Source organism: Chthoniobacter flavus Ellin428 (genome assembly GCF_000173075.1).
GTDB classification, from domain to species: Bacteria; Verrucomicrobiota; Verrucomicrobiia; order Chthoniobacterales; family Chthoniobacteraceae; genus Chthoniobacter; species Chthoniobacter flavus.
This window is the reverse complement of record NZ_ABVL01000029.1, coordinates 16064-35695: the sequence shown is the minus strand read 5'-3', so window position 1 is coordinate 35695 and position 19632 is coordinate 16064. Positions and strand designations below refer to the sequence as shown.

The window sequence follows — 19632 nt, the reverse complement described above, 5'->3', positions numbered from 1 at the left end:
AAAGCGCGTTTCCAAAGCGCCTTTAACCGCCCTTAAATCCCGTCCCAACCGCGCGGGATTCAATCCTTCAAAGCGCTACTTTTTCCCAGACCTTTGCGATTCTTTCCCAAACCCAACGCGCCGCTACTCCCGACCACCTTCGCCCGCCGGGGCACTCCGCTCAGGATGACGCCCTTTTTTTTCGAGCGCTTCGCGCATCTGTGCCGTACGTCTATTAATAGCAGCGCCGTTGCCAGTTCCTCTCTGCGACCTCCGCGTCTGCGGCCTCTGCGTTTTAATCCCCAACCATCGCCCCGCTCATTGCTTCATCGCCCGGGCCCGGTCCAGCAGGCTGAGAAACTCCGTACGGTAGCCGTGCTTGTCCGCGCCCAATCCTTCGCGCGCCCATTCGACAACGGATTGCCATGTGGCCTCGCCCAGATATTTCGAATCGCGCAGCAGCATGCCATAGCTGGCCACCGCGGCGGCGAAATGAAAGTCGGGCGAACTCTTTTCCCAAGTCGTCCCGGGATCGGTGAGTGGGAATTCCAACAGCTTGCTCTTCTCGCCATCAGGCTCCTTGTAACGCAGCTTGAGCGTGAGCATTTCTTTCCGCACCGACGCCGGTAGCGGACTCGGCTCGGCCAGCGCACTGGCCTGCGTGGTATTGTTACCACGATCCGCATCCACTATGATCGTCTTGTGGGGAGCATGCATCGTCACCGTGCGTCCATCCGCCGGCGCTGCACCCGGAGCAGGATTCAGCGCGATCTCCTCGGTGGCCGGTTTTTCGGCGCCCGTTCTCCCATCCGCGGCAGGCGTTTCCGCCTTGGCTGCAGGAACCGGTGCAGCCGCGGGCGCGGCCGAGGGCAGCTTCTCGCGTTCCTGAATCTCCGTTTCACGCTGCGGCGTGGGCTTCTCCACCGGGACCGCGCGCGGGATGCGCTGGTACTTCAGCTCGTCCACCTTCGCGATCTCCGGCCGTTCCTTTCCCACCGGCACGACCTCGTAAAGCGCCGTCACCGTGTGCCCGGCACCGATTTCGCCGGCATCCTTTTTGTCGTTGTTGAAATCCTCCTTCGCCAGCAATCGCTTCTCATAGCCGACGAGCCGATAGGAACTGACCTGCACGGGATTGAACTCCACCTGGATCTTCACGTCCTTCGCAATGGTCACCAACGTGCTGCTCAGTTGATCGACGAAAACTTTCCGCGCCTCCTGCTCGGTATCGATGTAGGCGTAATGCCCATTGCCGTGATCGGCGAGCTTCACCAGCATCGAGTCCTTCAGGTTATCCAGGCCGAAGCCGAGCACGGTGAGGAAGACGCCGCTCTTCGCCTTGCGGGTGATCATGCTCAGTAATTCGCTTTGGTTGGTGATGCCGATATTCCAGTCGCCATCCGTGGCCAGGATCACGCGATTGGTGCCGCCCGGAATGAAACTCTGCTGGGCCATGCGGTAGGCGAGATCGATGCCGCTCGACCCGTGGGTGCCGCCACCGGCGTGCAAGCCATCGATCGCCGTCTGCATCGCTTCCTTGTCCTGCGTGGGCTCGAGGACCAACTTCGTTCCGCTCGCATAGGTCACGATGGAGACGCGATCCTTCGGTCCGAGTTGCTCAACGAGCAGGCTGAAGCACTTCTGCAGGAGCGGCAGCTTGTTCGGCATATTCATCGAACCGGAGACATCGATGAGGAAGACGAGATTGCTTGGCGGACGCTCATCCTTCGGAATCTCGCGGCCCTTCAAGCCCACGCGCACCAGGCGATGTTCCGGCGCCCAAGGGCAGGTGGCCACTTCCATGGTCGCGGAGAAAGGCGCAGCGCCCTGCGGCTGGGGATAATCGTAGGGGAAGTAGTTCAGCAGTTCCTCGATCCGCACGGCGCCGGTGGGCGGCAGGTGGTTGTCGTTGAGATAACGCCGCACGATGGCGTAGCTCGCGGTGTCCACATCGATGCTGAAAGTGGAGAGCGGATTTTCGGGGACGTTGAGGAAGGCATTTTCCGTGAGCGTATCGAAAGAGTTGGCGTTGGAAGCTTTATCCGCGATTCCGCCCCGGTCATCCAAACCGTAGCTGTTGTCTCCTATGCCCCCCGAGGTGGCCGCAAAGCCCCGTCTCACGCGCGCCCAGGCAGCGACCGGCATCGCTTTCGAGGCATCCGCCTCGGCGAGTTTATCCTTGGGGGTTACAGCTTTGGATAGCGCGGCGCCTCCCTGCGGCTCCGCACTGTCGAGAGGCACACCGACCGGAAGCTTGATTGATTTCCTGGCCGCTGTCGCTGGCGCAAATTGGAACTCCGGTGGTGGAGGGCTCGTGGTCGTAACCGTGGTCGAAGATGTGGAAGACGCCGGGGATTGCGCTGGCACCGCCGGCTCTGCCCTGACCATCGGTTGCAGCGCCGGCGCCGCCGGAGCTGGCTGCAGGGCGGCGATCTGCGGCGCATCCTTCAGCTCCTCCTGCAACTTCCCATCGAAAGCGAGCGGCGTCGAAACCGGCGGCGCTGGATTCAGCGTCACCTTTGAGGCGAGATCGGCAGTCGGAGACGGGATGGGATCGGTGGGGGCGGGCGTGGCCAGGAGAACGAAATGGGAAGACGACGCCGGGACCGCAGCCACCGGTTTGACATCGGACCCCGACTCATATGCTCGAAAAAGAAGCCCATAGGAAATGCCCACGATCACGCAAGCCGCGATCGCCGCCAGCACTGCGGCCAGGCGCGGAAAGCGGACCACTTTCTCCGCCGATGCCGCCTCGAGCACCGCCGCACGCTGCTCCTCCTGGAGCGTCCCGGCTGCTTCGCCCGGCAGTTCGGCCCGCAGTCGGGCAACGAGTGCACGGGTCTCCTCTGCGGCGGCAGCCGCGGCAGGATCATTGGCGATCAGCGCCTCGATCTCGGCCCGCTCGGCGGGCGTGAGGTCATCGAATTCGCCCAGCACGTGGGCGGTAAACTTGGGATCGTCAGCGTTCATAGGACAGAGCGGGAAAGGTCGAAGTCCTCCGGCGACTGCTCGCGCAGCAGTTCGCGGAGTTTTTTCAGGCCGGAGTGGAGGAGAAAGCCGACGTTCGTCACGCTCAGGCGGGTGATCTCGGCGATCTCGCGATAGGAAAGGTCGTTCTGGAATTTCAGGCGGATGACTTCGCGCTGGTTCGGGCTCAGCGCGTCGAGCAGGCGAAAGAGCGCGGTCGCGGATTCCTGCCGTTCGAGCACGGCAGCGGGCCCGGGCTCCGCGCAGGGACGATCTTCAGGGAGCGGCATGGGAATGATGCGGCTGAATTTGCGTTGATGGTCGACCGCGCGATTGCGGGTGACAGTAAAGAGCCAGGCCTCGAGGTGCCGCGCATTATCCACCACATCGCCGCTTTCACTCATGCCGCCACGCGCCAGCTTGATGAACGTCTCCTGCACCACATCCCGCGCCGACTCGAGGTCGCCGGTGATGCTTTGCGCATAGCGCACCAGTGGGCGCTCAAAGCGGTCGAGAAGGGCGATCAATTCCAGCGCATCCGGGGCAGGCATAGGGTTCTATGGGCTACACGGGTGGGAGGCGGGGGTTATTAGAAAACAGGCAAAGTTTCTGGTTTCCGCTTCGGCAATGCGTTGCCTCAGTCGCACTTCGCCACCGCGAAGAGGTGGAGCATATAGACAACGAGAATGCCAATGATCAGCGGCCGTTCCAACTGCGTACGCAACCCTTCAATGGTCATCGAATCCACGGGAGGCATGACGGTATCCTGCCCCCTTTCGGGCGCGGACGCAATTCCGCTGGATGCTGCTCAGCGACGGTTAGTCCGAATGATCCTGGTCACGCTGCGCATCTTCCTCGTCCCGACGGCTCTGGCGGCGGCGGCCGATGAACCACACGACCCAGATACAGGCCTCGTAAAGCGCCACGATCGGCACGCTGAGAGCCACAAAGGTGACCGGGTCCGGAGTGGGCGCGATGACTGCGGCGAGGATCAGGATGATCGTGTAACCGAACGGGCGCGTCTTTGAGAGGAAACGGAAGTCCACGATGCCCAGCAGGCCCAGCAGAATGACGATGACCGGCAATTCGCACAGTAACCCGAAGCCAAAGCACAGCCAGGAAGCGAACGAAAAATACGCGTCCCACGTCCACAGCGTCTTGAACTGCATCTCCGCGGCATCGTGGTAAAAGAACCGAACGGTCGACGGCAAAATATAGAGATAGGCGATCGTGACCCCGGCGAGGAAGAGGAGGAATGCCGCAAAGATTCCCGGCAGCAGGTATTTGCGCTCCTTGCGAGTCAGCGCGGGCAGGACGAATGACGCAATGAAGTAGACGTGAAAAGGAAAGGCCATCGCAATGCCCGCAAAAAAGGCCAGTTCGAGGGAAATCAAAAACGAACCTGCGATGGTGGTAATGATGAGCTGTTCGGGCAGGTGCGGGTCGACTTTGTAGAGGGGCAACCGCAGGAAATGCATGAGGTCCTTCCGGAAGTAGAAGGACAGGACCATCATGATGACCTGGACGACGACCATCTTGATGATCGTCCAGCGCAGATCCTCCATGTGATCGAGGAACGGCTTGACGACATCGCCATCGGATTTCTCGCGGAATTGAAAAAATTTACTCAACCAGGACATAAAGGGGGCGCTACTGAGAGCTAAAACCGGCTCGCACGCAATTTCTTCTTACTTTCCTGCGTTTTCTTTCCCGGGGGCGGCAGGACCGATACCAGAGGATTCTCCGACACACTTCCATGAGAAGGCCCATTTAAGCGCAGAGGACCGAGGCGGAGGTGGGGAATAGTGGCAGCCGGTAATGGGCGAGCCGCTGAGAACGCAGAGGGCCGCAGAGAGGGGACAGGAAAAGACAATGAGACAATCGGACTATGGGACAATGAGTGTCCGTCACTCCCATTGTCCGATCGCCTGCTCTTCTTTTCCTCTCTGCGGCCCTCTGCGTTCTCAGCGCCCTCTGCGTTTAAGTCAGCCATACCGTCAGCGCGGGTAGTCGCGCCAGAGCCAACGCATGGTGTCCGGGAAAATCGAGGCGCCGTGTTTCGGGTTGTGCGTCCCCTCGCCCACCACGAATTTGTGATCGTAGCCCTTTTCATCCAGAGCCGCGGCCATGGCCTTGTTCGCCTCGGGCCACGAGCCGAACTGATTCACGATGTCGTTCTTTCCGTCCTGCTGGAACATGCGGATGGCCTTTTTTGGCGCCTGGCGCACCATGTCGGGATACGCATTGCCGCCGCGGATGTTCGTGAAACTGCCAACCCAGGTAACGACCTTGCCAAATTGTTCCGGATGCTCCCACGCCACGGTAAAGGCGCAGATGCCACCAGAACTGGAGCCGGCGATGGCGCGTCCCGCCGGGTCACTGGTGACCTTCACCGTCTTCGCCACCTCGGGGAGGATTTCCTCGAGCAGGAAACGCGAATAGGTACCGCCCAGCGAATCGTACTCCACCGAGCGATTCTTCGGCCCCGCGGGCCGTCCATCGGGTCGTTTGCGCGGCGGTTCACCGGGCTTGAGCGGCACATCCCCCGGATTGATGAAGACGCCCACGGTCACCGGCATCTCTTTTTTCGCGATGAGATTGTCGAAGACCACGGGCACGCGCCAGGTGCCATCCCGCTTCACGTAACCGCCGCCATCCTGAAACACCATGAGGCCGGCGGGTTTCGCCGGGTTGTATTGCGCGGGCACGTAGACCCAGTATTTGCGGACGGTGCCGGGGTAGACCTTGGAATCGTTCCATTCGTATTCGGTCACCTTCCCCTCGGGCACGCCAGCCTGCGGCTGGGAATCGGGGCCAAGTTTGTATTGGTCATCGGGCTTCGGTTCCTGCGCGATCGCCAGGACGGCCAGGAGGGAGGTGACGAGAGTGGCGAGGATGGTGCGGCGGGACATGGGGGGCGGCTGAAGGTTGATAGTTGAGAGTGGATAGTTGATAGCCGCGTCCAGTTTTCGAAAGATTTTGGCCGACAGGAAGAGTTTTTCTCGACGGTGGAAAACTAGAGAAAGCACAGCGCCACCAGGGACGGCTATCAACTATCCACTCTCAACCATCAACTCGCCCCTACTTCGCCGGCGGCTGCTCGGGCGCTGCCGCCTGATCAGGGGCCGTCGCTTGTTCCGGAGCCGGGGTTGGCGGTGGCGCCACTGGCGGGAAGCCTGGGCGGCCTTCGCGGATGCGTTTCGAGAAGTCCGGTGAATTGTCGGCAGCGATCGCGGCGTCATTGATGCGCGCGTTTTGCTTTAACTCGGCGAAAGGCAGGCCGCCGGCGAGCAATCCGCGCTCGTACATCATCTCATCGCCATAGCCATTGAAGAGCATGCGCCAATCCCACGGCGCGCGTTCCGAGGTGGCGCGCTGATTGCGGATGCTCGTGGTGCAATTCGTCGTCGCCGCATTGTACCAACGCGGATGCAGACGCAGATCATTCATGGCGGTGAGGTAGTCCATGAAAGCCTGGCGCGCCGTTTCCGGCGTGGTGGTGGTGCGGTAAAGATAGACGTCTTCGCCGTGGCGGAAGTTCGTCCGCACGCGCAGCACGTCGCGTTCATCCGCGCAGACATAGACGAGTTCAAATTGCCGGTAGAGCCCACCGATCGCGGAATAGTCTTCGCCGATCTCCTTGCGCGTCTCGATGGAAAAGCAAACCGGCGGCACGTTATCGAACTGGAAGCTCACGATGGGATGCGCCATCCACGCGGAACCCCAGTAGTCCATGGCGATGTCGATTCCACGCAGATGCGAGAGATCGACTTCACGCGTCTCCCAGCGCGGGGTGTAGTCCGTCTCCGTGCGATACTCACAGTTGCGGACGTTGTGCAACGTCACGTGGTCACCATTCACTTCGGCCCAAGCCGTCTCCGCCACATCGGGCTGCCACGGTCGCTCGTTCGTCGGCTTCAAACTCCGCCAGCAGAGGAGAACGGCGACGAATCCAACGATGAGTACGGCGATCTTCCGCCACGGCCCTTTAGCGCCGATCAACAACACCACCACACCGAGGGCGTAGAGTATCGCCGCTCCATGGGCCCAGGCCTTCAGCGGGAAATCGAACCACAGCGCGCCGAAAGCCCACACCGTGGCGCCGGCCATCAGCAACCACATCACGGCCAGGACGAAAAGCGCCGACCACGAACGCCGGGGCGGTCGGTTAGCGTAGACAGTGTATTGTTGACGAAGTAGCGGAGCCATCGCGCCCTCATCTTTGGCGAGTCCGAGCCGCGCGGGCCAGATAATCCTTCATCGAAGCCTGCCAAAAATTAGGCTGCGCCAAGAAGTTCTTTAATGAGCCACCGCCCGCGGCTTCTCGAGAAGCGCATGCAGCGAGTCTTCGAGATCGGGATGAATGAGGTGTTTGGCCACGAACCGATCGATGCCCGCTTCCTCGCCCAATCGCCGGGCGTCGTCGCTGCCCGAGATCATGATGATGGGCAACGCGTGCTTTTGCTTCCGCAAGGAGCGCACCAAGGTCGGTCCATCCATGTCGGGCATGTGGCAGTTTGTAATCAGCAAATCCACGGTGCCGGTTTCAACTTCGTGGAACACCTGACGAGCGGAAACATAATCGGCTACGATCGCACCCGCAAGCGACTGCCGTACGGTCTCGCAGATCACTTCACGAATGAGGTCATCATCATCGACGACGGCGATTTTGAGTCCGTGCATGCTTTAAGTCTCCCCTTCCTCCGATACGTGTCAATGCGCAATGCAAACCCCTACCCCTTTCTTCGATTAGCATAAGTAACACTAACGCTGGAACATTGCGCAGCCATTCTTAGAGACTGTGAAATAAAGCGGCAGCGAGATTATTTGGCCCGCGAATCACACAGATGGCGCCAACGAAAAATACGCCCATTTGTGTCATTCGCGTAATTCGCGGGCACTTTTTTCACAGTCTCTTAGGGATGCCGGGTCAAAAAATCGCTCAAGCTCAGCGTCAGCATGATCCCCAGCCAAAAGAAACCGACGAGAACGAAGATATGAATCAACGGATTCGAATGGCGGACGTGCATGAAAAACAGAACGATCAATGAGGCCTTGCTCAAGGAAATGAGCATGGCCACCGGAGTGTTGAAGGCACCGAGATTGACATAGGCCGCACCGACGGTGATCACGAGCAGGACAAAGAGCGCGCCGGTGACCATGACATAAGGCTTGATCGAGTTCATGAGTGTCGGTCGACGAGGTAAATGAGCGGGAAAAGAAAGACCCAGACGATGTCCACGAAATGCCAGTACAGGCCGAGCAGATCGACGGCCGTGGAGAGGCGTTCGAGTTTCAACGTCAGCATCGCGCGCAGAGCGAAGATCACGAGCATGATAACTCCGATGGTGACGTGCAACGCGTGCACGCCGGTCATGAGGAAGTAGAGATAGAAAAACATCCGCGCGGTGTAGGGATCCGCCTCGGTGAATTGGAAATGCGATCCGGGAAATAACCCCTCGTTGATCTCGTGCGCATATTCGAAGCCCTTGAGCACCAGAAAGGCGATGCCAAACAGCGCGGTCACGCTCAGAAAGGCAATCAACGCCATGCGGCGCTTGAACTCCGCGGCGCGCACCGCCAGCACCATGGTGAAACTGCTCAAGAGCAGGATGCCGGTGTTGATCGTGCCAATGACGATGATGGTGTGTTCGCTCGCCATCCGGAAGACCTCCGGATATTTCAATCGATATACCGTGTAGCCGAGAAACATCGCGCCGAAGAACAGCACCTCGGTGGCGAGAAATACCCACATCCCCAGCGTGGCCGCTTCGCGCTGCTGCGCGGCGTCTTCAAATTGATGGGCAACCGGAGATTCAGCGGACATACGCAGGCTCCCGTTGTTCCCGTTTTGCCGCCAGGGCTTCCTCCGCGGCCACGGGATCGTACGCATACGGCGGTTCCGTCACGATGGGCACGACAGTGAAGTTATGTTCCGGCGGAGGGGATTCGGTCGTCCACTCGAGACCCGTCGCCTGCCATGGGTTGGGGCCGGCGACCTTTCCATAGCGCAACGACCACAGGAAATAGGCGAGCGGCAGGAAGTAACCAATCGCGAGGATCGAGGCACCGGCCGTGGAAAGGACGTTGAGCACCTGGAATTCCGGCGCATAGGCATGATAGCGCCGTGGCATCCCGAGATAGCCGAGGATGAATTGCGGGAAGAAGGTCAGGTTAAATCCCGCGAAGATGAAAAGCGCGGAAAGCTTGGCGAGCAACTCGGGATACATTCGCCCACTGATCTTCGGCCACCAATAGTGCAGGCCACCGAGATAGGCCATTACCATGCCACCGACCATGATGTAATGGAAATGAGCGATGACGAAGTAAGTATCGGTGAGATGTACGTCGACGGCCAGCGCGGCGAGGAACAGACCGGTCAGCCCGCCGATGGTGAAGAGACCGATGAAACCCAGCACGTAAAGGAACGGTGTCTGGAACCAGATCGAACCGCGATAGAGCGTCGCGGTCCAATTGAAGACCTTGATCGCGGACGGGATGGAAACGAGGAAACTCAGAATCGAGAAGACCATCCCGGCGTAGATGGATTGGCTGCTGACAAACATGTGATGTCCCCAGACCACAAAACCGAGCACCGCAATCGCCACGCTCGAGTAGGCGACGAAGTAATATCCGAAGACCGCCTTGCGCGAAAAGCAGGCGATGATTTCGCTGACCACGCCCATCCCCGGCAGGATCATGATGTAAACGGCCGGGTGGCTGTAGAACCAAAACAAGTGCTGGAACAACAGCGGATCTCCGCCGATTGCGGGATCGAAAATCCCGATGCCGAAAGCGCGTTCGAGCGCCATGAGAACGAGGGTGATGGCCAGTACCGGCGTAGCCAGGACCAAAATCACGCTCGTCGAATACATCGACCACACAAAAAGCGGCAACCGATGCCACGTGAGTCCAGGGGCTCGCATTTTATGCACGGTGACGATGAAGTTGAGCCCCGTAGCAATTGAGCCGAAGCCGGCAATGAAAATTCCCGTCGCCATGGCAATGACGTGCCCGTTCGCGTAGGTAGAGCTATAGGGCGTGTAAAAGGTCCATCCGGTATCCACACCGCCGGCAATGATCGCCCACAGAGCGAATGCGCCGCCGCCTATGAAGAGGTACCAACTGGCGAGATTCAGCCGGGGGAAAGCCACGTCACGCGCACCGAGCATCATCGGCAGCACGAAATTTCCAATCACCGTCGGGACCGACGGGATGAGAAAAAACCAGACCATGATGACCCCATGAATGGTAAAGAGCTTGTTATAAGTCGTCGAGGTAACGAGTGCACCCTGGGGGGTGAGGAGATTCAACCGCATCAAGGTCGCCGCTGCTCCGCCGACGAGGAAGAACAGCGTGATACTGATCATATAAAGAATGCCGATGCGCTTGTGATCCGTGGTCAGCAACCAGGAACGCACCGTGTTCTCAACCGCAAGGTAACTGGGCTCGTGGCTGGGCGGTTGAGGGGGGGCTTGGGGAGTAGCAATCGCATTCATGGAACACCTCCGGATGTGGAACCGAGCGCCTTGATATAACCGATCAACTCCATGACTTCCTCCTCTCCCAATTGACCTTGGTAAGTCGGCATGAGATTATCGGGATAGCCGGCGACGATGTCCTTTTTCGGCTGGAGAATGGAGTCGTGAATATATTGCTCATCGGCGATGACGGTCTTGCCTGTAGAGAGGGCCACTGGGTGTCCGAAGATGCCATTCAACGGCGGCGCATGGACTGTGGCATTCGGCCCGTGGCAGCCCGCACAGCCGCGTGCCTGGAAAAGTCGCGCCCCGGCCGCGACCACCGACTCGGTCGTGCTCGTATCCGCGAGCCATTTGGCGTAGGCGTCCGGAGCCATCACGTGTACCCAACCGCCCATTCGCGAGTGGCCGTCACCGCAATATTCCGCGCAGAAAAGGTGATAGTCGCCGGTCTTGATCGGCGTGAACCATTCGATGGTATAACGCCCGGGCAGCACATCCTGCTTCGTGCGAAACGCCGGCACGAAGACATCGTGAATCACATCCTGCGATGTCATCAGCAATTTCACCGGCTGATTGATCAGCAGATGGATTTCGTTGATCTCGCGCCGTCCGGTGGGGTGCTGGATTTTCCACATCCATTGTTTGCCGACCACGTGAATCTCGGTGGCGTTATCCGGCGGCTTCGACATGTGAAAATACACCGCGCCGGCCCAGATGAAGAGCGCGATGAAGATGACCAAGGGAATGGCCGACCAGGTAATCTCCAGCGGAATGGTTTTCTGCTCCGCTTGCCGCGTCGCATTCGAACCTTGCCGGTAGCGCAGACAAAATACGATTACCGCCGCGCAGACTCCGATCGCAATGATCCCGCAGAGAACCAACAACCCGTAGAATAGCGCGTCCACCTCCCGCGCAATATCCGAGGCGCGTTCGGGCAGAAACCACACCGCGAGAAGGGCCGTCATGACATCCCCTCCCTTCTGCGCTCGTAGCGGAACATCCACACCATCATCGAACCCACCAGCAAGGCCGTGCCGATACCGGCGATTTGTATCACTCGCTTGATGATCAGCGTATAGCGACCGGACTGCGGATCATAATGGAAGCAAAGGAGGAGGAGGCGATTGGCCAGCGAGCCGATCTTGCTCTGCGAGGCTTGAAGGATGGCCGCCCGCACATCCTTCGGCGGATACTCGATCCCGAGAAAATAGCGGGAGACTTTGCCATCCGGCGTCACGATCACGATCCCACTCGCATGCGCGTACTGCTTGCTCTGCGGTTCGTAGACGTAGTGGAAGCCCACCGCATCGGCAAGTTGCTGGATGGAAGCCGCATCACCAGTGAGGAAGTGCCATCCCTTGGCCGAACCCGGCCGCCCATAACGCATGCTATAGGTCTGTTTCTTCTCTGCGGCCAACTTGAACGTTTCCTTTGGGTTGATGCTGACGACGACCACATCGAAATCGCGGCCGACGTCCTGCCGCAAATCCCGCAAGCTATTGAGCATGCCATTGAGCACCACAGTGCAGAGATTCGGGCACTCGTAATAAGCCATCACCAGGACCACCGGGCGCTCGCCGAAATAATGGCTCAGCATCACAGGTGCGCCCGTTTCGTCGTGGAAGATCGCATTGAGCGGCACACTGGCGCCGAGACGTTGCTCGAAATCGACGCGGCCAATCTGCTCCGTCGACAAGGTCTGGCCATGCGCAAGCGTCCCCGCGAGGAGCAAGGCCAGAGACAACATGGCGGACAGGAGTTTCATTGCGCGGATTTGGGCGCGGGGGTTGGGGTAGCAGGCGCAGGAACAGGCGTGGCGGCGGCGGTGGGCGTGCTCTTGCGCACCGGCAGACCGCGTTCCAACGCGATCTTGATCGCCGCATCGATCGGAATGTGGATCACTCCGTACTGACGATCCACCCAGCCATAGCTATGCAACTCTGCTTCCTCCTGGGCGCGCATCTCGGCAAATTCCCGGGCTGAGTTCGTTTGCAGTCGCGGCTCCGGAGGCTGCATAGTCGGCGACGATGTCCAGGTCGCCCGGCCCTGGTAGGCAAAGAATTGGTTTAGATCCTTTTCAAAATGGCGAATCAGAACCGCGGAGATCACGCAGACGACGATCAATCCCAAGCCGGACAAACCGACCGCCTTTGGGCTAAAGTCTTTCCGCTCGTAACGTGAGGAATCGTCAGCCATGCGTCTCCTCCTTTCCAGCGGGCAAAGCCGCGGCCAGTTGTCGCTTGGAGAAACCGAGAAACGCGCCGACCCAAAGTCCACCCAATCCGACGAAGGCCACCACATCCAGCCAGGCCACATGGAAACCCGTTGGGCGCAGGCTGGGCACGATGAGCCAGAAGACCTCGATGACGTTTGTGGAGAAGATCATCACCGCGACGGGCAGCAACCGTCTCGCGTGTTGTTTCCGCGCGCGGGAAAGGAGCAGGAAGAAGGGAATGAGAAATTGCAAAGTGGCGAGCGCCACCGCGATGTATTGCCAACCGCCGGCACTCCGGGGCAGATACCATGAAATCTCTCGCGGCAAGTTACCCGACCAAATGATGAGGAACTGACCGAAAGAGACGTAGATCCAGAAAATGACGAACGCGAGGAGAAGGTTACCCAAGTCGTGAAGTTGCTTGGTGGTGACGGGAAGTCCCGCGCGCGCCAGAGCGGTCACGATGATCACGGAAAACGCCAGGGCGGCGAGGAACTGCCAGGCCATCATAATAACGACCAGCATCGTGGTGTACCACCGCGGCACGAAGAGACATGATCCAATCCGTGCAGGCAAACAACATGCAGATGCCGTAGATGCAAATACCGGCGCCGCTCGCCAGGCGCGAGATGCGGTCGTCCCCTACTTCCGCGTGCACGCGAAAGATCCGGACCAGGGTGATGAGAATCGCAAAGTAAATGACTGCGCGAACGATAAACCACGGGGTGGTCAGGAAGACCCGTTTGTGCGGCATCGCTTGATCGAGTCCATGCACGGTGGCCCAGGGAAAAACGTCACCCATCGAGAAAAAGATGGGGATCATCAGCACCGCCATCATGGGGATGGTGAAGATCGCTGCGCGAATCGTTGGCCGGACGACATTCCCCCAGGCGCCGCCGCTCAGGATATGCAACATCAGGATTGAGAGCGCGCCGAAGCCGATGCCGTTCCAAAAGATCCAGGCAAACCAGTAACTCTGAAACGCGGTGTGGCGCGCGACAACGATGCCGATGAGCCAGAGGATGCATCCGACGACGCCCACGATCCACGCGGTGCGCTGCCACTTTTCGAAGCGGTTCAGGACCTGCTCGTTCATGGTGCGACCTCCTGTTGCAGTTTCGCACGCTCGTCGGGCGGAGCGTCCTTGAGGGCAGCGGTCCGGCTGATTTGCAAAACGCGGATATAGGCCGCAATCGCCCAACGATCCGCCGGCTCTACGCGGGAGGCGTAGGAATACATCAATCCATAGCCATTGGTAATCACTTCCACGAAATGGCCGGCAGGCGCCGCGCGCAGGCGGTCGAGATCATAGGACGGCGGCGCCGGAAAACCGCGACGCACGACCATCCCATTCCCCTGCCCTGTGCGTCCGTGACAAACGGCGCAATAGATATCGAAGCGCTGCTGGCCGCGCTCGATCATCTCGCGCGTCACCGGCATGGGGAAAAGATCCACCGCCTTGCCATCGATATGCCCGGTGTAGAAGAGTTCATCCTCTTGCAATTGGCCGCGGGCGACGGTGTGGGCCGGCAACCGCCGCGCCGACATGCCATCCGGGAAGAAACTGCTCTTATCGAGGGGGCGATGATAGGCTTGGTGTCCCATGTCGCGACGGCAAGCCACGCAGCAAACGGCCAGCGCCGCCAGGCAAAGGGTGGCCGTGCCGACATTCATGCCAGCACCTCCCAGACATGCGCGGGTTTTTGTTTGAGCAGGAATTCCTGGGTAATGGTGCGATCGAAAAGCGGATCCTTCGCCTCGATGCAGAGATAGAAATGGGATTGATTGCGTTGCTCGAAAAAGGGCGTCTCGAAGACCGGATGATGCGGACGCGGCAGACCATTGAGGATTAACATTCCAATGACCGTCCCAAGTGCGGCGAAGAGCACCGTGAGCTCGAAGGTAATCGGGATAAAGGCCGGCCAGCTATGCAGCGGTCGTCCGCCCACATTGATCGGATAATGAATGGCGGCGGCGAAATATTCCATTCCGTAACCGCCCAGGCCGCCGGTGATTCCACAGAGCAAGCAAATGAGCGGCACACCCGTATTGTGCATCCCGAGTTCTTCGGCGAGGTCTTCGACGAGGTAGGGTGTGTAGGCCTCGACGCGGCGGTAACCTGCCGCCCTGGCCTGCCGTGCCGCCGCCAACACCTGATCCGGTTCCTCGAACTCCGCGATGAGCCCGTAAATACCGTTCTCTTTCATACCTCTTTCCCCTCCTCAACGGTTTGTTTGCGCAGTTCGGCGATAGGAATCATCGGCAGCAAGCGCACGAACAGGAACATCAACGTAAAGAACAGACCGATCGTGCCACCGAAAGTCGCCCAATCCCAAACCGTGCCGTGGAATTTTCCCCAGGACGACGGCAGGAAGTCGCGGTGCAGACTGACGACGACGATCATGTAGCGCTCGGCCCACATGCCGACATTGACCAGCAGCGAGATGATAAAGAGCGGCAGCGGACTCGTGCGGATGCGGCGCCACCAGAGCAACTGGGGCACGAGGATATTGCAGGTCATCGTCGTCCACCACACCGGCCAGTACGGACCCAGCATGCGGTTCAAGGCCAGGAATTCCTCATTCGGTTCGTCGGAATACCAGGCCATCCAATGCTCGCTGGCGTAACCCAAAGCCACCATCAATCCGGTGGCCAACATCACCTTGGAAGCGAGATCGAGATGCCGCTCGCTGATCACATCTTCCAACTTATAGATCTTGCGGAAAGGAATGAGCAGCGTGAGCACCATGGCAAAGCCCGAGAAGATCGCGCCGGCCACGAAGTAGGGCGGGAAGATCGTGGAGTGCCATCCCGGCAGGACGGCGACGGCAAAGTCGAGGCTGACCACGCTATGCACCGAGAGCACCAGCGGTGTCGCGAGACCCGCGAGGAGCAGATAAGCCATTTCGTAGCGCGCCCAATGTTTTGCCGAGCCACGCCAACCCAGGGCGCCGATCCCGTAAAGCACTTTGATCCACCTCCGCGTGGCGCGATCGCGCATCGTGGCAAGATCAGGCACGAGGCCGATGTACCAATAGACGAGTGAAACCGTGAAGTAAGTGCTGACCGCAAAGACATCCCACACCAGCGGGCTCCGCCATTGCGGCCACAGCCGCATGGTATCCGGATACGGCAACAGGAAATAGAAGACCCACGGGCGTCCGAGGTGGAGCAGCGGAAAGAGCGCGGCACAGGCCACGGCGAAGAGGGTCATCGCTTCGGTAAAGCGATTGATCGATGTGCGCCAGTGCTGATGCAGGAGCAGCAAGATTGCGGAGATGAAAGTGCCTGCGTGGCCGATACCGATCCACCAGACGAAATTGACGATCGCAAAGCCCCAGGCGACCGGTTCATTGATGCCCCAGACGCCAACACCGCGGAGGAGCAACCATGAGATCGCCACATTGAGCATCAGCACCCCTGTGAAGGAAATCGCGAGACAGGTAAACCATCCGAGCTTGGTCGGGCGCTTGAGCACGACGGCGCTGAGGCGTTCGCTCAAGGTCTCGCAAGTCTGAACGGTGGTGGGCATATCAGCCGATCTCCGGGTTGGGGTTTTGCATGCGAGCCAGGTAAGTCGTGCGCGGCTTGGTATTCAGTTCGCCGAGCAGTGAGTAATTGCGGGGCGATTCCTTCATCGCAGCCACGCGGCTTGCCGGATCGAGGATATCGCCAAAAACAATCGCATCCGCCGGACAGGCCTGGGCGCAGGCGGGAATGACTTCCCCATCGCGAATCTTACGCTTCTCCTTCTCCGCATCGATGCGGGCCGCGCTGATGCGCTGCAGGCAATAAGTGCATTTCTCCATGACGCCACGCATCCGCACGGAGACGTTCGGATTACGCATCAGCTTGAGCGTCTCCGAGTGGTCGTCGTTGAACTTCAGGAAATTGAAACGACGGACTTTATAGGGACAATTGTTCGAGCAATACCGAGTGCCGACGCACCGGTTATAAACCATGACATTGAGCCCCTCGTGGTCATGCACCGTAGCACCTACTGGACAGACCAGTTCGCAAGGCGCATTCTCGCAGTGCATGCACGGGACGGGCTGATGCAAGAGGCGCGGCGCGTTGTTATCGCCGTCGAAGTAGCGATCCACCCGGATCCAATGCATCTCGCGACGGCGCAGCACTTGTTCGCGTCCAACGACGGGGATATTATTCTCCGCCTGGCAGGCGATGGTACACGCCGAGCAACCGATGCACGCAGAGAGATCGATCACCATACCCCACGCAGGTCCGGCATATTTCCACTTGGGATACAATGTCTCCGTCGTTTCGGGTAGATCCTCCCTGGCAATTTCCACCGCCGGCTTGCCGGCGGTCACCAAGCGCACGGGATCGCGGTCTTCCATGGAGCGTTCGGATTGGGTCGTCGAAAACCGATGTCCTCCGCCGATCTTGTGCACCTCTACTCCCGGACCGCCCCAAGGCGCATCGCTGGTTTGCAAAGTGAAGGCGTTGCTACCCAAGCCCGAGCCCACCGGCCCCGCATAGTTCCGGCCATAGCCCAGATGCACCGTTATGCATCCCTCCGCCTGTCCCGGCAGCACCCAGACCGGCGTGCGAATGGCGTGATCGCGGTAGCGCAACTCGACCACATCGCCGTGCTCCAGATGATTGGCCCTGGCCGTTTGCGGAGCAATGAGCGCGGCATTTTCCCACGTTAATTGCGTTAACGGCTTCGGAAGTTCTTGCAGCCAGGCGTTCTCCGCAAAGCGACCATCCAGCACGTGGGCGTCGGGGCGAATGACGAGTTCCAGCGACTTCGATTCCGCTGCGGCCTTTTCTGCCGACGCGGTCGCAGCCTCGGGCGTATTGGGGCCAGGGGTCTTCGGCAAGGCGGCGACGCCATCGTGCACCGACTTGCGCCAGAAGTTCTCGAAGTTATCCATCTTGTGGCGCGCCTCCCAGGCACCACGAATGATGTCGTATCCGGTCGTCGGCACCTGTTCCAAAAGGACGGCGACAAACTCGTGAGCGGACTTGCTCGGATAGAGCGGTTCGATCAGCGGTTGGGCGATCGATTCCGAGCCATCGGACGCCCGAACATCACTCCACGTCTCGAGAAAATGCGACTCCGGCAGATGCCAACGGCACACTTGGGCGGTCTCGTTCGGATACAACCCAAGATGCATGCTGAACGGCACCTTGGCGAGAGCTTCGCCGAACGACAGATCGACCGGTGAGTCATAGGCCGGATTCCCTCCGAAAATGAGGAGTGCGCCCACCTCTCCGCGCTGCATGGCCGTGACCAATTCCTGAAGGCCGGATCGCGGCAGGCTGTCATCCCCGGGGAGATAGTCGATCGTCTTGCCGATATTCCCGAGCGCTTCATTTATCTGGCGCGCCGCTTCATGCACACTCGGCGGCTGAAATTCGCCGGCCACGACGACACACTGCCCTTTGTGCTTCTGCAGATCGCGGAGGAGCGCGGCGCTCCAGTTATCCGATGACTTCGAGCCGTCGTGCAGGGTGACCACCAGGTCCTGGGCAAACTTGACCAACGCCGAAGGACTCAACGCCCGGCGATGATCCGCCATCGTTCCCGTAAACGTTGGCGTCACTTCCACGGCATAGAGACGCGCGGCGTTCTCTTCACGGCGACGCCCTTTCGCGAAAGCGAGCGCGTTCGGCACATTCGCCCCGCCATAACCAAAGAGTTCGGCATCGAGCGACAACACCACCTGCGCTTGCTCGAGACGCACCTTCGCCGGCATCGGCGAACGCGGAAACGCCGCATCGTGGAAATGCCATTGCGCCTTCGGAAACTTCGTCAGGAACTGGTGAACCTGCGCGAGCAGCGTCGGCGACGCGATCCGCTGGGTGAGTAAGTGCACCCCAGCACCGGCGCTCTCCTTCCATTTTTCAATTTCCGGCAGTAACTCGCCCAGCAAACCTTCCCATGTCTCGGGATGACCCAGTTTCATCGCCGCGTGCGAGCGAGCCGGATCGTAAAGCGTGAGCAACGCCGCCTGCGCGTGGACACTGCTGCGACCCAAGCTGGTGGGGTGATCGGGATTTCCCTCGATCTTCGTCGGCCGTCCTTCATTGCTGCGGACGAGCAAGCCATGCCCGACTCCACCGAAATCCATCGCCGTGGCAAAATAGAGCGGCTTGCCGGGGATGAGCAGTTCGGGTTGCCGAATGTAAGGCAGGATCTCCCCGTGCGGCAGACGCGTGCACGCGCCACCCGCGAGAGCGAGCGAAGCCGCCATGACTTGCAAAAAGCGACGCCGGCTCAAATCCTCCGGCCACTCCGAGGCTCCCGGGACAAACTCATCGTCATCACGCAGCGGTCCTTCGGAGTTCGCCGGGGAGAGTGAATCGCTCATCGATGACATACGGAGCAATCTTGAAGATGTGTTTTGTCGATTTCCTCCGCGCGGAGAAGCGCGGCACCTCTTTTTTCGTCAGGCACGGTTTCCTTCATCACGAAGACTTCGTTCGCCGGGCGCAAATGGACTTCTGGCGCTTTGTGACAATCCAGGCACCACCGCATGTAAAGCGTCTCCGACTTCGCCATCAGCGGCATGCGATCGACGTGCCCGTGACAACTAATGCAGCCCACGCCTTTCTGGATATGGATGCTATGATCGAAGTAGACGTAATCGGGTAAGTTATGCACGCGATTCCAATGCAATGGCTGTCCCGTAGCCCAACTTTGCCGCACCGGCTCGAGCATGGGAGCATCGCGCCAGATTTGAGAGTGGCAGGTCATGCACGTCTCCGTCGCTGGCAAACCGGCAAACGCCGAAGTCTCCACCCCAGTATGACAGTAACGGCAATCGATCCCGAGCCCGGAGACGTGATGCTGATGACTAAACGGAACGACTTGGGAAACCGGTTGGCCAACCTCCGTGGCGTACGGAGAGAAGATGATCGCATGCATTCCCCACACCGCCGCACTCAGTGCGATGAACACTGCGACGATGGACGCAGGAGCGAGCGTGTTCGTGTAGCGTTGGAAGAGCTGCGGCATAT

General features: G+C 59.6%; 19 protein-coding genes. All 19 read right to left on the bottom strand.

The genetic code is table 11. From position 1 onward, the window contains the following. Positions 1 to 297: 297 nt before the first annotated feature. Positions 298 to 2949: a VWA domain-containing protein gene (locus tag CFE428DRAFT_RS34635; RefSeq protein ID WP_006983104.1), complete on the bottom strand. Its 2652-nt coding sequence runs from the start codon at positions 2947 to 2949 to the stop codon at positions 298 to 300. Next, positions 2946 to 3497, bottom strand: coding sequence for an RNA polymerase sigma factor (locus CFE428DRAFT_RS28135; protein ID WP_006983103.1), 552 nt, complete (start codon positions 3495 to 3497; stop codon positions 2946 to 2948). Before CFE428DRAFT_RS28135 ends, CFE428DRAFT_RS34635 begins: the two co-directional genes overlap by 4 nt. A 267-nt stretch (positions 3498 to 3764) precedes the next feature. Beyond that, positions 3765 to 4586, bottom strand: coding sequence for a twin-arginine translocase subunit TatC (tatC, locus tag CFE428DRAFT_RS28130; protein ID WP_006983101.1), 822 nt, complete (start codon positions 4584 to 4586; stop codon positions 3765 to 3767). Positions 4587 to 4943: 357 nt separating this feature from the next. Next, positions 4944 to 5858 carry an alpha/beta hydrolase gene (locus tag CFE428DRAFT_RS28125; RefSeq protein WP_006983100.1) on the bottom strand — a complete coding sequence of 305 codons (915 nt, stop codon included), beginning with the start codon at positions 5856 to 5858 and terminating at the stop codon, positions 4944 to 4946. 169 nt (positions 5859 to 6027) lie between these two features. After that, complete coding sequence (locus CFE428DRAFT_RS28120; RefSeq protein WP_131989946.1) at positions 6028 to 7155, bottom strand: Lnb N-terminal periplasmic domain-containing protein; 1128 nt, start codon at positions 7153 to 7155, stop codon at positions 6028 to 6030. 90 nt (positions 7156 to 7245) lie between these two features. Then, entirely contained in the window at positions 7246 to 7629 is a 384-nt protein-coding gene (locus CFE428DRAFT_RS28115) for a response regulator (protein WP_006983098.1), read from the bottom strand. A gap of 233 nt (positions 7630 to 7862) precedes the next feature. Further along, entirely contained in the window at positions 7863 to 8132 is a 270-nt protein-coding gene (locus CFE428DRAFT_RS28110; RefSeq protein ID WP_006983097.1) for a cytochrome C oxidase subunit IV family protein, read from the bottom strand. Further along, a complete protein-coding gene (locus tag CFE428DRAFT_RS28105) occupies positions 8129 to 8773 on the bottom strand; it encodes a cytochrome c oxidase subunit 3 family protein (protein WP_006983096.1) in 645 nt (214 codons plus the stop codon). The genes CFE428DRAFT_RS28110 and CFE428DRAFT_RS28105 overlap by 4 nt, the downstream gene beginning before the upstream one ends. Next, positions 8763 to 10445, bottom strand: a complete 1683-nt coding sequence (gene ctaD, locus CFE428DRAFT_RS28100) for a cytochrome c oxidase subunit I (protein WP_006983095.1) — start codon at positions 10443 to 10445, stop codon at positions 8763 to 8765. Before ctaD ends, CFE428DRAFT_RS28105 begins: the two co-directional genes overlap by 11 nt. Then, entirely contained in the window at positions 10442 to 11395 is a 954-nt protein-coding gene (gene coxB, locus CFE428DRAFT_RS28095) for a cytochrome c oxidase subunit II (protein ID WP_006983094.1), read from the bottom strand. The genes ctaD and coxB overlap by 4 nt, the downstream gene beginning before the upstream one ends. Continuing rightward, the gene (locus CFE428DRAFT_RS28090; protein ID WP_006983093.1) at positions 11392 to 12195 is read right to left on the bottom strand and encodes an SCO family protein; all 804 of its coding nucleotides are present in this window, start codon (positions 12193 to 12195) and stop codon (positions 11392 to 11394) included. The genes coxB and CFE428DRAFT_RS28090 overlap by 4 nt, the downstream gene beginning before the upstream one ends. Further along, positions 12192 to 12626: a hypothetical protein gene (locus CFE428DRAFT_RS28085; protein ID WP_006983092.1), complete on the bottom strand. Its 435-nt coding sequence runs from the start codon at positions 12624 to 12626 to the stop codon at positions 12192 to 12194. The genes CFE428DRAFT_RS28090 and CFE428DRAFT_RS28085 overlap by 4 nt, the downstream gene beginning before the upstream one ends. Beyond that, positions 12619 to 13053 carry a hypothetical protein gene (locus CFE428DRAFT_RS28080; RefSeq protein WP_042725970.1) on the bottom strand — a complete coding sequence of 145 codons (435 nt, stop codon included), beginning with the start codon at positions 13051 to 13053 and terminating at the stop codon, positions 12619 to 12621. Before CFE428DRAFT_RS28080 ends, CFE428DRAFT_RS28085 begins: the two co-directional genes overlap by 8 nt. Continuing rightward, positions 13046 to 13741, bottom strand: a complete 696-nt coding sequence (locus CFE428DRAFT_RS28075) for a hypothetical protein (protein WP_006983090.1) — start codon at positions 13739 to 13741, stop codon at positions 13046 to 13048. Before CFE428DRAFT_RS28075 ends, CFE428DRAFT_RS28080 begins: the two co-directional genes overlap by 8 nt. Next, positions 13738 to 14319: a c-type cytochrome gene (locus CFE428DRAFT_RS28070; RefSeq protein WP_006983089.1), complete on the bottom strand. Its 582-nt coding sequence runs from the start codon at positions 14317 to 14319 to the stop codon at positions 13738 to 13740. The genes CFE428DRAFT_RS28075 and CFE428DRAFT_RS28070 overlap by 4 nt, the downstream gene beginning before the upstream one ends. Then, positions 14316 to 14852, bottom strand: a complete 537-nt coding sequence (locus CFE428DRAFT_RS28065; protein WP_006983088.1) for a DUF3341 domain-containing protein — start codon at positions 14850 to 14852, stop codon at positions 14316 to 14318. The genes CFE428DRAFT_RS28070 and CFE428DRAFT_RS28065 overlap by 4 nt, the downstream gene beginning before the upstream one ends. After that, on the bottom strand, positions 14849 to 16177 hold the full coding sequence (gene nrfD / locus CFE428DRAFT_RS28060; RefSeq protein ID WP_006983087.1) for an NrfD/PsrC family molybdoenzyme membrane anchor subunit: 1329 nt from the start codon (positions 16175 to 16177) through the stop codon (positions 14849 to 14851). Before nrfD ends, CFE428DRAFT_RS28065 begins: the two co-directional genes overlap by 4 nt. A gap of 1 nt (position 16178) precedes the next feature. After that, on the bottom strand, positions 16179 to 18983 hold the full coding sequence (locus CFE428DRAFT_RS28055) for a 4Fe-4S dicluster domain-containing protein (RefSeq protein ID WP_006983086.1): 2805 nt from the start codon (positions 18981 to 18983) through the stop codon (positions 16179 to 16181). Further along, the gene (locus CFE428DRAFT_RS28050) at positions 18980 to 19630 is read right to left on the bottom strand and encodes a cytochrome c3 family protein (RefSeq protein ID WP_006983085.1); all 651 of its coding nucleotides are present in this window, start codon (positions 19628 to 19630) and stop codon (positions 18980 to 18982) included. Before CFE428DRAFT_RS28050 ends, CFE428DRAFT_RS28055 begins: the two co-directional genes overlap by 4 nt. Positions 19631 to 19632: the final 2 nt, after the last annotated feature.

Coding starts and splice junctions, on each gene's coding strand:
- CFE428DRAFT_RS28120 (WP_131989946.1), bottom strand. CDS start 7,155: ATGGCTCCGCTACTTCGTCAACAATACACTGTCTACGCTAACCGACCG.
- CFE428DRAFT_RS28115 (WP_006983098.1), bottom strand. CDS start 7,629: ATGCACGGACTCAAAATCGCCGTCGTCGATGATGATGACCTCATTCGT.
- CFE428DRAFT_RS28055 (WP_006983086.1), bottom strand. CDS start 18,983: ATGAGCGATTCACTCTCCCCGGCGAACTCCGAAGGACCGCTGCGTGAT.
- CFE428DRAFT_RS28065 (WP_006983088.1), bottom strand. CDS start 14,852: ATGAAAGAGAACGGTATTTACGGGCTCATCGCGGAGTTCGAGGAACCG.
- CFE428DRAFT_RS28125 (WP_006983100.1), bottom strand. CDS start 5,858: ATGTCCCGCCGCACCATCCTCGCCACTCTCGTCACCTCCCTCCTGGCC.
- CFE428DRAFT_RS28075 (WP_006983090.1), bottom strand. CDS start 13,741: ATGAACGAGCAGGTCCTGAACCGCTTCGAAAAGTGGCAGCGCACCGCG.
- CFE428DRAFT_RS28090 (WP_006983093.1), bottom strand. CDS start 12,195: ATGAAACTCCTGTCCGCCATGTTGTCTCTGGCCTTGCTCCTCGCGGGG.
- tatC (WP_006983101.1), bottom strand. CDS start 4,586: ATGTCCTGGTTGAGTAAATTTTTTCAATTCCGCGAGAAATCCGATGGC.
- CFE428DRAFT_RS28085 (WP_006983092.1), bottom strand. CDS start 12,626: ATGGCTGACGATTCCTCACGTTACGAGCGGAAAGACTTTAGCCCAAAG.
- CFE428DRAFT_RS28135 (WP_006983103.1), bottom strand. CDS start 3,497: ATGCCTGCCCCGGATGCGCTGGAATTGATCGCCCTTCTCGACCGCTTT.
- CFE428DRAFT_RS28070 (WP_006983089.1), bottom strand. CDS start 14,319: ATGAATGTCGGCACGGCCACCCTTTGCCTGGCGGCGCTGGCCGTTTGC.
- CFE428DRAFT_RS28050 (WP_006983085.1), bottom strand. CDS start 19,630: ATGCCGCAGCTCTTCCAACGCTACACGAACACGCTCGCTCCTGCGTCC.
- CFE428DRAFT_RS34635 (WP_006983104.1), bottom strand. CDS start 2,949: ATGAACGCTGACGATCCCAAGTTTACCGCCCACGTGCTGGGCGAATTC.
- CFE428DRAFT_RS28110 (WP_006983097.1), bottom strand. CDS start 8,132: ATGAACTCGATCAAGCCTTATGTCATGGTCACCGGCGCGCTCTTTGTC.
- CFE428DRAFT_RS28105 (WP_006983096.1), bottom strand. CDS start 8,773: ATGTCCGCTGAATCTCCGGTTGCCCATCAATTTGAAGACGCCGCGCAG.
- ctaD (WP_006983095.1), bottom strand. CDS start 10,445: ATGAATGCGATTGCTACTCCCCAAGCCCCCCCTCAACCGCCCAGCCAC.
- coxB (WP_006983094.1), bottom strand. CDS start 11,395: ATGACGGCCCTTCTCGCGGTGTGGTTTCTGCCCGAACGCGCCTCGGAT.
- nrfD (WP_006983087.1), bottom strand. CDS start 16,177: ATGCCCACCACCGTTCAGACTTGCGAGACCTTGAGCGAACGCCTCAGC.